Here is a 12,977-nt window from a genome sequence, read left to right on the forward strand (position 1 = left end):
TTAATTATGAAAAAAGAGATCATTGTTTATACTATTTCCGATTCACTTGGAGAAACATCACAAAAATTGTTAGCTGCAGCAAGCGCACAATATCCAGATATTTCTTTTCTTAATCGATACAATTTTTCTTTTGTCACAACAGAAGAAGAATTATTAGAGATTTTAAAAGACGCCTTAAAAGATAAAGCCTTAGTTGTCAGTACATTAGTCAGTAAACAACTAATCACAGCGGCGAAAGAATTTAGTGAACGAACAGGGTTGTTATATTTAGATTTAATGGCGCCATTTTTTGAATTAATTCAAGCGAAAGCCGGAGTAGATCCTATTGAAGAGCCTGGACGACGCCACCAACTAGATCGTGCTTACTTTGATAAAATCTCAGCGATTGAATTTGCTGTAAAATATGATGATGGCAAAAATCCTCAAGGGTTTCTTGATTCTGATATATTGTTGTTAGGCGTTTCGCGGACCTCAAAAACGCCAGTCAGTATGTATTTAGCAAATCAAGGCTACCGCGTTTCTAACTTACCATTAATTCCAGAAGTTCCATTGCCGCCAATTTTGGAAGAAATGGATCCACAAAAAATGATTGGTTTAGTTTGTTCGCCAGAAACATTAGGACAGATTCGTAGCAGTCGGTTGGCTTCCTTAGGTTTAGGTAATGAGACCAGTTATACCAATGTTGAACGGATTGAACAAGAATTAGCTTATGCTGAAGAAATTTTTGCGAAGTATGGTATCCCAGTGATTGATGTAACCGCAAAATCTGTCGAAGAAACAGCCTTTTTAATTAAAGAAAAACTAGATGAAAGAAATTAAAAAGCTTGGCAACCTCACTAAATTTCAGTGAAGTTGCCAAGCTTTTTATACTTAATTGGGCTTCTTTTTGTTAGTCAATATTTTTTTGATCGACAATGAGTAAAGCAATCATCACGTAGACAATCCAGCTGCTTTTAGAATAAAGTGTATAGCGGGGTTGCCATTTGCTAGCAAATTTTTCCTTGTATTCGCGTAATCCTTGGAAGGAGTAGATTTCTGAACCAAATTCATAAATTAACGCAGCAATCCGTTCTTGAATAAAACTTTTTCTTGATTGACCAACGTTGGCTAACGGAGCCATCCCTAAATTGAAATAATGAATATTTTCTGTTTTCATATATTCAAATAAATGAATAAATAAGAAATCCATACTTCCAGAAGGGGCTTTTTCTTTATGGTGACGCATCAAGTCGATGGTACCAACTTCATTTGTGTAACTAGGAATGATATTAGCGAAAGAGACCATTTCTCCTTCAGCATTTCGGACAACAGCAATTGGGTTTCTTTGAAGATACGCTTCATCGAAAAATCCTAGTGAAAAGCCTTTTTCTTTTCGATTGTCTAACCAACTATCCGAAATAGCTTTTAATTCGTGCATTTGTTCGGCACTAAAAGGAGGTTGGAGTACGTCAAATGAATAGCCAGCTTTGGTAATTTTATTAAACACTGCGCGGGTACCTTTGAATTTTTTCCCAGACATCGTAAATGTTTCTAGATTAACTAAGGCTTCTTCGCCCATTTTGATAAATTCGTAGCCGTATTCGTGTAGCAACATCACGCTGTCCTCATTGGTTTCGTAAAAGACGGGTACATAGCCGAAACGATCTGTTTCTTTAAGGAATGCATCGATCGCCGCAGGAAAATCTTCTTTGTTCCCAGAAGGGTTGCCCATCACAACGCATTTATTATTAATGGTGTTGAATTGTAAAAAGACAGTCGGTTCTTCTTTGGGATATAAGAAAACCTGTTTATCATGAAGAAAGACAAGTTCACTGTCAATATTCCCGCCATAAGTTGTTAAGATATTATGCAAGATACTATCTTCTGGAAACTCACCCACTTGGTGTTTTTTCCCTTGGAGGTAGCGAACAAATAGAAAGTTAAAACTCATAACTAAGAGGATAGCGATAAATCCTGACAACCAGATCCGTTCGGAAGGGAACAAGAAAAATTCCACAAAATGATGACGATGGTGTGGGAAGTTCGGTAAATTATAAACACCAATTACCAGGTATAACAAAGTCAACAAGCCAAAGATAAAGCCATCAATCGTCATCCACTCCCAAGAGTAAACCAGTTGTTCACGGTACAATTCTGATTTTGAAAAAATAACGATAAATAATAAAATAGCTAAATAGAAAATGGAAAACATACTAAAGTCAACAACAAATGAATACAAGATAGCACCAATTAATAAAATAATCGTTGGATAATAGGCTCTTTTAACACGATCAGCAATCCCACGTCCCATAATTAATAATGCAAAGCCTAAAACAATACTCGGAATTTGAATAATAATATGTGAACGGAAGGGGTTAATATCTCTTAACCAATGCACTTGAGTGAAGGCTTCTGGAATAGTGGCTAGGAGCACCATCATAATTCCTGAAAAATAAAGTAAAACCACTTCCAGCTTGTGGGCAATTTCCAAAGTAATTTGTTTTAGCAATTGACGATAATGAGTATCCAACTTTTGGCTTAAGTGTTTTGTAAAGAACAAACAGCCAATTAAGAAAGGAATAATATAATAGAATAAACGATAGAGCAATAACCACAAAACAATAATTTCACGATCAACACCTAAGTTGCTTAGTCCTAAAATCATCATGACATCAAAACTACCTAAAGCCCCTGGAATCATCGAAGCAATCCCAATAATCGAAGCTGCTACATATAAAGGAACAATATCAATTAAAGGAATCGGTACATCTAATAAGTAACCAATACTGATAAAGGTAATTAAAACACCTGTCCATTCTAAAAACGAAGAAACAACTAAAGATAAGCGATTTTTTGCATCGAGGTTACCAAAGGAACTATTTTTTTGGAAATGTAAAATAAGATAAAGTAACGGGAAATAAAGACCGCCACCTAATAACCAAATCCAATATTGCTGTAAATAAGCCATCTTTGGATCAAACTGAACAAGGAAAAAGCAAAGAATACTATAAATAGATAGACCGGATAACACAAAAAGTAAAATATGGGTTAACGCAGGTAAAATTTTCTTTTCCTCTGTTTTATTTCCATAAAATTCAGAACGAAGTCCCATGCTGACCAAACCACCGAATCCACCAATATTATTGATGGTATTGACAATCCAGCTAGATTCAAGGAGTTCCCGTTTTGAGACTTTCAAGTTTAAAATGCGATTTAATGTTAAGTCATAATTTAGCATCGGAGTAACGGAAACTAAACCGATAACCATCATCAATAACAATTTCCATAGCGGAATCTCATCAAAAATCTGTTTTAACTGTTCAAATGAGATCGTTTTACCAATTGATAAAAGTTGGGCAACAACAATAATTGAGACCGCAATAACAAACAGTGTTTTTAGTAATCCTGTATGCGTTTTGATCCAATGAATAATTTGTTTCATTTAGACACCTTCATTTCCTTTAAGAATTTTTCGATTGTTTTATTAAAAATATCTGGTGAGTTTTTGGCAAATAAATGACCCTGTTTATTTACCAAGACCAATTTGCCAGCAGGAATGGCATCAGCAATCGCCCGTGAATGGGAAAGCGCAATTAAATCTCGACTGCCAGTAATAACAAGAGTAGGACAGGGGATGTGTTCTAAATCTTGTTTTGTCAGTCCAGTATCTTCAAATAACAGAGCCACGATAGGGAGCCGTGCGCGCAATTTTTTTGAAAAAAAGGCGCCAATACGACAAAACCAATATTGAAAATAAGTGGCAATCGTTACATATTTTTTCAGACCAGACATGGTGACATTTCCAGAATTTAAGACGAGTTTGTTGACGAAATCAGGATATAAATGGGTAAAAACCATGGCAATATTTGCTCCGTCACTAAAGCCCAATAAATTAATTTTTGTTAAGTGTTCTTGTTGAATAATACCAGCTAAATCTTCTGCCAAAAGCGGAAAAGTTAATTGACTTTGTGTATTGGTGGAACGTCCATGTCCGCGGGTATCCACCGCAATAACTTGATACTCCTTGGAGAAATAAGAAATTTGATAATTAAAAAAAGTATGATCATTGCCATTACCATGAAGTAACACAAGGGGGTAATTTGTTTCTTTGCCAAAAATTTGATAAAAAATTTGACTGCCATCTATTGTTTGAAAATATTTTTCTATTGCCATTCTCCGTCACCTATCTCATCTATAATCAATCGAGTCCTCTCTCATTATAGAGTCTTTTGTCTTTTTTTTGTAATAAAAAACAGAAAATTTTCCGAACAGTTTTGTAAGGTGTTGTAATATAGTGTGATATAGTAGAAGATAGCCACCTAAAAATTAGACTAGAGGAGGGAAAGTTGATGTCTTTAATCGTTTTAATTGGTGCCCAAGCTGTCGGGAAAATGACCGTTGGCAAGGCTTTAGAAAAGCAGTTAGATGCTAAATTACTATTTAATCATCAAACCATTGACTTATTTGCAAACTATCTTGGGTATACGGAACGTGCATTTCAATTGTCTGATTCCGTTAGAAAGGAACTTTTTCATGCCTTTGTAGAAAATCCAGCCACAAATACAACAAAAAACATTATTTTTACAGTGGTGATTGCTTTTGATCAAGAACAGGATTTTCAATTTTTAGAAGAAATATCAGAAATTTTTCTTAATAAACATGAGGCCGTTTATTTCGTCGAACTCGTCTCTTCAACATCAATCCGCCTAGAACGAAATGTTCATCCAGAGCGGCTAGAGGCAAAACCTTCAAAACGCGATGTCGACTTTTCTCGAAAAGAATTACTCAATACCTTTAAAGAACATCGATTAGTAAGCCACGAAGGTGAACTAGAAAGTACATTTCCAAATGTAAAAATAACGAAAATAAATAATTCAAACATGACACCAGAAGAAGTAGCAACGAAGATAATTACTACTTTTGGTTTGACATAATGTGAAAGGAACATCGGAATCAATGAAAAAGTTTTTTAAATATCTCGGTAGCTTGATGGTCCTTCTTCTAAGCATAGCTTTAATTTTGATAGGATATTTAACCTTCCGAGAGTTTCGACCACGAGCGGTTGAACCAGTTGCTATAAATAAACAATTTTCAGAGCAAACCATCGAAAAAAAGCAATCCATTTCTTTAGTCACGTATAACATAGGCTATGCCGGCCTAGGACAAACAGAAGATTTTTTTATGGACGGTGGCAAAACTGTCCAACCAGTTAATAAGGCAATGGTCCAACAGAATTTAACAGGCATTGAAGGAACCTTAAAAGAATTACCAGCGATGATTTACTTATTTCAAGAAGTTGATCGTCGCTCGCAACGTTCTTATGAAGTCAATCAAGAGGAAGAATTACAAAAACAGCTACAGCTGAACAGCGCATTTGCTTATAATTTTAAGGTAGATTATGTGCCCATTCCTTGGCCGCCGATTGGACGAGTAGAAAGTGGTTTATTAACATTATCAAATGAAAAAATAACAGAGGCCAAACGTATTGCTTTACCCAATCCCTTTCGTTGGCCCGTTAGCATTAGTAACTTAAAACGAGCGCTTCTAGAAACGCGCTTTCCAATTAAAGGCACAGACAAAGAATTAGTGGTTTTTAACTTACATTTGGAAGCCTATGACAATGGGGAAGGGAAGATTGCTCAAAGCAAAAAGTTAGCTGACGTATTATCCCAAGAATACGCTAAAGGAAACTATGTAATTGCTGGAGGTGACTTTAATCAAGTTTTCAAAGGCAGTCATCGATATCCTGACCTAGGTGAAGCTGGTTGGGCACCAGGAGAAATTGATCCAGCAGACTTACCTAAACATTTTTCACTTGCTTATGATGACCAACAACCGACTGTGCGGGTGCTTAATAAGCCTTACACTGGCTCTTATGAAACATCCCAAGTGTATGTAATTGATGGTTTTATTGTTTCTGATAATGTGGCTGTTCATAGCGTGAAAACAAAGGACGAACAATTTAAATATACAGATCACCAACCTGTGAAGATGGAAGTGGGGTTGAAATAGAAAAAGTACAAACGGTGCTTGTTGCTTGCACCGTTTGTACTTTTTATTTTACAGATAGCCTTTAGTAATAGAGTGAGTGGAATTTAACATATTTGCTGGGGTTCCTGTAAAAAGAAGCTGTCCGCCATTTTCTCCACCTTCGGGACCTAGTTCAATCAACCAGTCGGCACTTTTAATCACATCAATGTGATGTTCTAATAAAATCAAGCTGTTTCCTTCTTCTACCATTCGATTGAAAAGTTGAAGACTTTGTTGGATATCAATTAAGTGTAAGCCATCTGTAGGTTCATCCATTAAATAGATAGCTTTTTTTTGGTGAAGTGTGTCTGCTAATTTTACCCTTTGCAATTCGCCACCAGATAATGTTGAGAGCGATTGATTGAGTTTAAGGTAGCCTAAGCCAACTTCCAGTAAATTTTTTAATGAAAGAGCAAAAGGCTGGTCTTTGAAAAAATCATAGCCATCTTTAACGCTTAAAGCTAATACTTCAACGATATTTTTTCCGTTATACAGATAATGAAGCACCTCTTCTTTGTAACGCGTTCCGTGACAGGTTTCGCAAATACTAGTAACATCCTCCATAAAAGACATATCGGAGACAATTATGCCTTTCCCCTTGCAAGTAGGACAGGCGCCTTTGGAATTATAGCTAAATAAAGCTGGACTAACATGATTTTCTTCCGCAAACAGTTTGCGGACCTTATCAAAAATATTAAGATAGGTCATAGGTGTGGATCGTAAATTTGCGGTAATGCTTTTTTGTGAAAGATGAATAATTTCTTGGTTATCAGCCTGGGCTTTTTGATAAATTTCTTCCGCTAATGATGATTTACCTGAACCAGCGACCCCACAAATAACAGTCAAAACTCCTAACGGAACTTCGACAGATAGATTGTTTAAATTATGCAGTGTCGCATGTTCGATTGTTAAAGACTTCCTTGCTTTTCTTGGTTGGACGTTTAAAAGGAGCGGCTCTTGAAGCGCTTGACTAGTCAAGGTTTTGGAGGCTAAAAATGCGTCATACGTTCCTGAAAACTGGACATGGCCACCATTTTCGCCTGCGAAAGGTCCTATATCGATGATAAAATCAGCTTCTCTAATTAATTGTGGATTATGTTCCACGAGAACCACGGTGTTTCCTTTATTTTTTAAATTGAGCAATGCACGACTGATCCGTTCGATGTCCTTTGGATGTAAGCCAGCACTTGGTTCATCTAAAATATACATAATATCATTTAAGGCGCTGTTTACATACTTAGCAATTTTAATCCGCTGTGCTTCACCACCAGAAAGTGTTTCAGTTGCTCGTCCTAATGTGAGGTAGGAGAGACCGATATTAATTAATGCTTCTAGACGTACAAGTAGCTCTTCTTGAATAGTTTTTATTAAGGATAGGTCCATTGAACGAATAAAAGAATGTAATTCAGTGAGTGGCATGTCAACAGCATCAGCAATACTTTTCTGATTAATTTTGCAGCTACGAACACGTTCATTGACTCTACTTCCTAAACAATCAGGACATCTTTTTACGGTAACAAAGTGATTAAGGTATTTTTGATGACGTTTGCCTTCGTCTGTATGCAATATGCTACGTTGCATACGCGGGACGATTCCTTCATACAAAGCTGTATGAGGCCACTCTTTGGGTGGATTAGCTAGTTTTTGTTGTGGAGCATATAAAAATAATGCTAACTCTTCAGGAGAATAGTCCTTGATTTTTTTATCCAAATCAAATAGACCACTATGGGCATAACGCTTCCACCGCCAGTTGCCAACTGTAAATGTGGGGAAATCGATAGGCCCTTCGTTTAATGATTTGTCATAATCAACTAGCTGATGAAGATTGATTTCGGTAATCTTTCCTAAGCCATCGCATGTTGGACATTTTCCATCCGGATGATTAAACGAAAAAGTATCTGAATAACCAACAAATGGAGAACCTACTCGTGAAAACAGCAAACGTAAAAACGTATAAATATCTGTGTACGTTCCCACTGTCGAACGAGAATTACCTGCTACTTTTTTCTGGTCAATGACAATTGCAACAGGAAGATTCTCGATTTTTTCAACTTCTGGACGACCATATTTGGGTAAGTAATTTTGAACAAACGAACTAAATGTATCATTTAGTTCACGACGTGATTCAGCGGCTAATGTGTCAAATACTAAGGAGGACTTTCCTGAACCCGAAAGTCCAGTAACAACAGTTAGTTGCTTTTTAGGGATATTGACAGAGATATTCTTCAAATTATTTTGTGATGCGTGCTTAATTTCAATCCATTCCATTAAAAAACCTCCGTTTCTATTCTATTTTAGCATATAAAAAGAACCTAGCCTAAAAGTTGAACATGGGAATTTTCAAGAGAACTTTACTTTTTAATCGCTTTCATTTATGCTATAAGTAATACAGATTTTTTAACTGTATTAATAGATAAAGGATGTGACTTATGAAGAAGTCGATTTTGTTCAAAAAGTTAGGGATTATTTTATTAATTAGCCAAACACTGGTAGGGGTACCAATGTTGGCACAAGAAAGTATACTAGAAACAACCGTTCAAACAGAGACGGAATCAGTAACAACAGAAACCAGTCAGACTGTAGCTAACTTGGAATCTGAAACTACTAGCCAAACGGTGATGCAGGAAAAAGAATCCTCTTCGGCAATCGCCGAAAGCAGTAGCCGAAATGTGGTTGCAGTAACCACTGAAACCACAAATGAGATACAAAATAGTGATACAGATGGAAAAGCTGTTTCTGCAGAGAGTGTTTTTTCAGAAGCAGATTATAAACAAGCAACTGCACTGGAGTTAGCAACTTTAGTAAGAGAAAAAAAGGTGACGAGCGAAGAATTAGTAAAAATTGCGTTGGCCATCACTAAACGTGAAAATCCTACATTAAATGCGGTCATTACTTTACGAGAAGAAGCGGCTTTGACAGAAGCAAAAGCTTTACAAGATACAGGTCAACCATTTCTAGGTGTGCCGCTCTTACTAAAAGGGTTAGGACAATCCTTGAAAGGTGAAAGCAACACGAACGGTTTTGGTTTTCTCCGAGATCAAGTAGCTGGTGGGACATCGACCTTTGTCAAAGCACTACAAAATGCCGGATTCATAATCATTGGTCAAACGAATTATCCAGAATTAGGTTGGAAGAATATTTCAGATTCAAAGTTATATGGCGTTTCCGTCAATCCATGGAATCCTAACCATTATTCAGGTGGTTCTTCAGGCGGAGCGGGTGCTAGTGTCGCCGCGGCATTTGTTCCCATTGCTTCTGGAAGTGATGCTGGTGGCTCTATCCGCATCCCTGCTTCTTGGACAGGCACCGTAGGTTTGAAACCTTCTAGAGGAGTAATCATTGGCAATTCTAATAGTGCAAAAGGTCAAACTGTTCACTTTGGTTTAAGTCGAACCGTGGCGGATACAAATGCATTATTTGAAACCTTATTAACCAAAAAAGATCTTCCTACGGGACATTTAAGTCAAGCGCAACCCATTGCTTATACAACAGAATCTCCTGCCGGAACGCCTGTAAGTGCCGAAGCAAAAGAGGCGGTCGCTGAAGCTGTTGCTTTTTTAAAAGACCAAGGGTACACATTGGTTGAAGTGAAGCACCCTGTTGATGGGGAACGTCTAATGAAAAATTATTATACTGTAGCTGCTGGCTCAGCAGGAATTGCCGATTTTATGGCGCGGCAGAAATTGAAAAGACCGCTTGAACGAAATGATGTAGAACTGTTAACATGGGCGCTTTTTCAAACAGGAAAAAATATAACGAGTGAAGAGACAACTGCGGCTTGGACAGATATTGCTTTACAAGCACAAGCGATGGACGAATTTTATCAACAGTATCCTATCTTATTAACACCAACGACAGCTGCCACGGCACCTAGTATTGATAATCCGTTACTAAAACCAGAACATGCAGCACAGATGGAAAAAATTGACCAATTGTCACCAGCAGAACAAAAACAATTGATTTATGACCAATGGCTGACGGCGTTCACATATACACCGTTTACACAACAAGCAAATTTATTTGGACATCCAGCATTAAGTGTACCAACTTACGTTTCAAAAGAAGGACTGCCTTTGGGGATTCAATTTAATAGTGCATTAAATGAAGACCGAACATTGCTACAATTAGGTGCTTTATTTGAAAATAACCACAAGATAAATCAACCACATGTAGAAGAACCAGACAAAGACAAAGAGCCAGATGCAAGTGGCGAACCAGAAAAAGACAAAGACCCAAATGCAAGCGGCGAACCAGACAAAGACAAAGAGCCAGATGCAAGTGGCAAGCCAGATAAAGACAAAGAAACAAAAACAAGTGAAGAACCAATCGAAGGAAAAAACCAAAACCCAGACAAATCTGGAAAAACTACTAGTGAGTCATCCTTAGATAATTCGCTGAATTCATCAGCAAATCAGGGAACCAAATCAACAGAAAGTACGCATGCTTTTTCTAATAAAAGTATGATTGGGAAACAAGAACAGCTTCCCAAAAAAGTATTACCAAAAGCAGGTGCAGAAGTACCTAGTACTTTCTGGATTGTTTTAGGAGGAGCTTTCTTATTAACGAGTGGAACGATTTATATAAGGAAAACTAGAAAATGATAACCAGTGAAGGCTAGAGACAATTTATCCCCAATTGTCTCCAGCCTTTTTTCTTTGGTATACTAAAACCAATAGGGAAATGGAGGCGAAAGTAATGAGGGCGTTTGAGAAGATTCCAGCGTTTCAGCAATGGCAAAAAGTTGAAGCTATTCACCGTGGTTGGTCAACTGATTTAAAGTTTAAAGTTACCAAAAATCAAGAAATCTTTTTATTGCGAATTTTTCAACAAGAAGAGTTATTAGCCAAACAACAAGAATATCAATTTATCAAAAAAGTAGCGGCGTTAGGATTTCCCAGTTCTAAACCTTTTTTATGTGCACCTATTCCTGAAAGTGAACAAGGATATATGTTATTAACGTATCTAGAAGGTGAAGACTTAAGCGATGTTTTACCCGCTCTTTCTCCCAAAAGACAACTGAACTTAGGCGTAGAGGCAGGCCGCTATTTAAACAAAATCCATAAGCTTTTGTTGCCTGAAAGGATTAGTCAAAGAGAGATTGCGCGAAATTTATACGAAAAAAAGCAGAGCCAACTAAATAAGTATAAGGAATCTCAATTTTGTATGCCGTACCAACAGCCAATAATTTCATATTTAGAAAAACAATTACCGTTATTGCAACAACGGCCTGTGGTTTATCAGCATGGAGATTTCCATGTGGGAAATTTTATTTACTTGCCAACTAGGCAGGTCGGTGTGATTGATTTTAATCGATGGGATTTTGGGGATCCTTATGAAGAATTTTACAAGTTACAATTTTTTTCAAGAAATGTTTCGCCATTGTTTGCTTATGGTCAATTACAAGGTTATTTTGCTGGGAAAGTTCCTACCTTATTTTGGCGGTTTCAAAAGCTTTATACTTTTCACGCAGGACTCTATTCTTTAGTTTGGGCACTGAGCTTTGGTGAAAAAGAAATCAGGACTATGGAACAGCAATACCAACAATTACTAGAGGACTATAATTGTGGAGAATTACTAGTTCCCAAATGGTTTTCAACTATCCAAAGAAAGGGATTGAGATTTTAGGTTTATTTCGATAGAATAAAAATAAAAACAGGAGTTTAAGGAATGAAACTAAACGGGATTATTATGATAGCGGTTGTTGGAAGCGTTTTATCTAGCTGTGGTTGGCAAAAATCGAAAGAGGAATCACAGAAAGTACAAACCGTACAAACAAACAATGTAAATACTGAAGAAACAAGAGCAATTTCAGCAACCGAAGTTAGTCAAACCACGGCGTTGGAATTAGAGCAAACAACGCAAACACAAGAATTAACTGAATTAGTTACAGAAGAAGGGACGATTTGGAATCAGCAAAAAGCAAAACAGTTAGGACAATACATGGAAACCTGGGGTCAAGAACGCAATCAGAACTATCAAGCGTACCAACCAGGTCACTCTGTAGCTTTTTACACGATTCAAGTGCCTGATGATTTATTGAGTTATGAACCTAAAATACAACCAGCTATTGGGAACAATCCCATTTGGTTAAATTGGTCAGAAACAGGCAGCGAAGGGGGTTATTGTCTGGTGGCAGTATACTCTGACAGTGCGACACAAGTTGCCCAGAAGCATGTCTATTTATTTACTTTAGTGAATGGTGAAGCCAAAGTTTATGTGAGTAAAGAACAGCCAGTAGAGGAGCAACCTTATTTGTTTTTAAAAGAAACAAGCAATACAGAACTGAAAGAACAATTCACAAACCTTGTGAATAATCTTTAATTTTTTATTTAATCAAAAGGAAAAGAAAATTTATCATTGACAAAGTATCCGCTTTCATTTTATTCTGTAGCTACCCCTTGGGAAAGGGCAAAAGGAAGTTTTGAAAGGGATGGAAAAAATGAAGGAAACAAGTTTAGTAATTATTAAGCCAGATGGCGTTGAACGGAAGTTAGTTGGCAAAATCATTCAACGTTTTGAAGATAAAGGTATTGACTTATTGCACCTTAAATTCGAACGACTAACAGTAGAAACAGTGAAGGAACACTATGAGCATTTAAAAGATGAACTATTTTTCCCTGAATTATTAGCCTATATGACAAGTGGCCCAGTGGTTGTGATGGTCGTTGTAGGGGACAATGTGGTTAAAAAAGTGCGTAAATTAGTTGGAGCAACGAATCCGTTAGATGCTGAAAGTGGCTCCTTACGAGCGGATTATGGGTTGTCTGTCACCAAAAATTTAATCCATGCTTCTGATTCTGTCCAATCAGCAAAAATTGAGATGCAACGGTTCTTTGGTTAATCAGCGAAAAAGAAGCAATCCTTTATTTTTTATAAAGGATTGTTTCTTTTTTATTAATTGTCAGAATATTCCGCTTAAATGGTTGACATCTGGAGGTAGAAGAGTAGTATAGACTACATACTAAATA

The 12,977-nt window shown here is 36.9% G+C and carries 10 protein-coding genes; 7 read left to right on the forward strand and 3 right to left on the reverse strand.

Annotation, left to right across the window (positions count from 1 at the left end; translation table 11 throughout):
- Positions 1-6 precede the first annotated feature (6 nt).
- On the forward strand, positions 7-819 hold the full coding sequence (locus IGL23_RS04055; RefSeq protein WP_002355927.1) for a pyruvate, water dikinase regulatory protein: 813 nt from the start codon (positions 7-9) through the stop codon (positions 817-819).
- A 70-nt stretch (positions 820-889) separates the two neighbouring features.
- Here the strand turns inward: IGL23_RS04055 and mprF are convergent, their stop codons facing one another.
- Positions 890-3,421: a bifunctional lysylphosphatidylglycerol flippase/synthetase MprF gene (gene mprF / locus IGL23_RS04060; protein WP_002358907.1), complete on the reverse strand. Its 2,532-nt coding sequence runs from the start codon at positions 3,419-3,421 to the stop codon at positions 890-892.
- Positions 3,418-4,152: an alpha/beta fold hydrolase gene (locus IGL23_RS04065; RefSeq protein ID WP_002358908.1), complete on the reverse strand. Its 735-nt coding sequence runs from the start codon at positions 4,150-4,152 to the stop codon at positions 3,418-3,420. Before IGL23_RS04065 ends, mprF begins: the two co-directional genes overlap by 4 nt.
- A gap of 176 nt (positions 4,153-4,328) precedes the next feature.
- Between IGL23_RS04065 and IGL23_RS04070 the strand changes: the two genes are divergently transcribed.
- Entirely contained in the window at positions 4,329-4,913 is a 585-nt protein-coding gene (locus IGL23_RS04070; protein WP_033595348.1) for a hypothetical protein, read from the forward strand.
- 22 nt (positions 4,914-4,935) lie between these two features.
- Positions 4,936-5,991 (forward strand): endonuclease/exonuclease/phosphatase, encoded by a 1,056-nt coding sequence (locus tag IGL23_RS04075; RefSeq protein WP_016634667.1) that lies wholly within the window; start codon positions 4,936-4,938, stop codon positions 5,989-5,991.
- Positions 5,992-6,039: 48 nt separating this feature from the next.
- Here the strand turns inward: IGL23_RS04075 and IGL23_RS04080 are convergent, their stop codons facing one another.
- Complete coding sequence (locus IGL23_RS04080; protein WP_033595346.1) at positions 6,040-8,277, reverse strand: ATP-binding cassette domain-containing protein; 2,238 nt, start codon at positions 8,275-8,277, stop codon at positions 6,040-6,042.
- Between the two features lie 161 nt (positions 8,278-8,438).
- Between IGL23_RS04080 and IGL23_RS04085 the strand changes: the two genes are divergently transcribed.
- The 4 genes from IGL23_RS04085 (at position 8,439) to ndk (ending at position 12,850) form a co-directional block, all read left to right on the forward strand.
- Positions 8,439-10,610 carry an amidase family protein gene (locus IGL23_RS04085; protein ID WP_033595344.1) on the forward strand — a complete coding sequence of 724 codons (2,172 nt, stop codon included), beginning with the start codon at positions 8,439-8,441 and terminating at the stop codon, positions 10,608-10,610.
- A gap of 79 nt (positions 10,611-10,689) precedes the next feature.
- The gene (locus IGL23_RS04090; protein WP_033595352.1) at positions 10,690-11,634 is read left to right on the forward strand and encodes an aminoglycoside phosphotransferase family protein; all 945 of its coding nucleotides are present in this window, start codon (positions 10,690-10,692) and stop codon (positions 11,632-11,634) included.
- Between the two features lie 42 nt (positions 11,635-11,676).
- Complete coding sequence (locus IGL23_RS04095; RefSeq protein ID WP_002376227.1) at positions 11,677-12,330, forward strand: DUF4767 domain-containing protein; 654 nt, start codon at positions 11,677-11,679, stop codon at positions 12,328-12,330.
- A 109-nt stretch (positions 12,331-12,439) separates the two neighbouring features.
- Positions 12,440-12,850, forward strand: a complete 411-nt coding sequence (ndk, locus tag IGL23_RS04100; RefSeq protein WP_002391256.1) for a nucleoside-diphosphate kinase — start codon at positions 12,440-12,442, stop codon at positions 12,848-12,850.
- Positions 12,851-12,977 lie beyond the last annotated feature (127 nt).

Source organism: Enterococcus sp. MSG3299, from assembly GCF_050555765.1.
Lineage (GTDB): Bacteria > Bacillota > Bacilli > Lactobacillales > Enterococcaceae > Enterococcus > Enterococcus faecalis.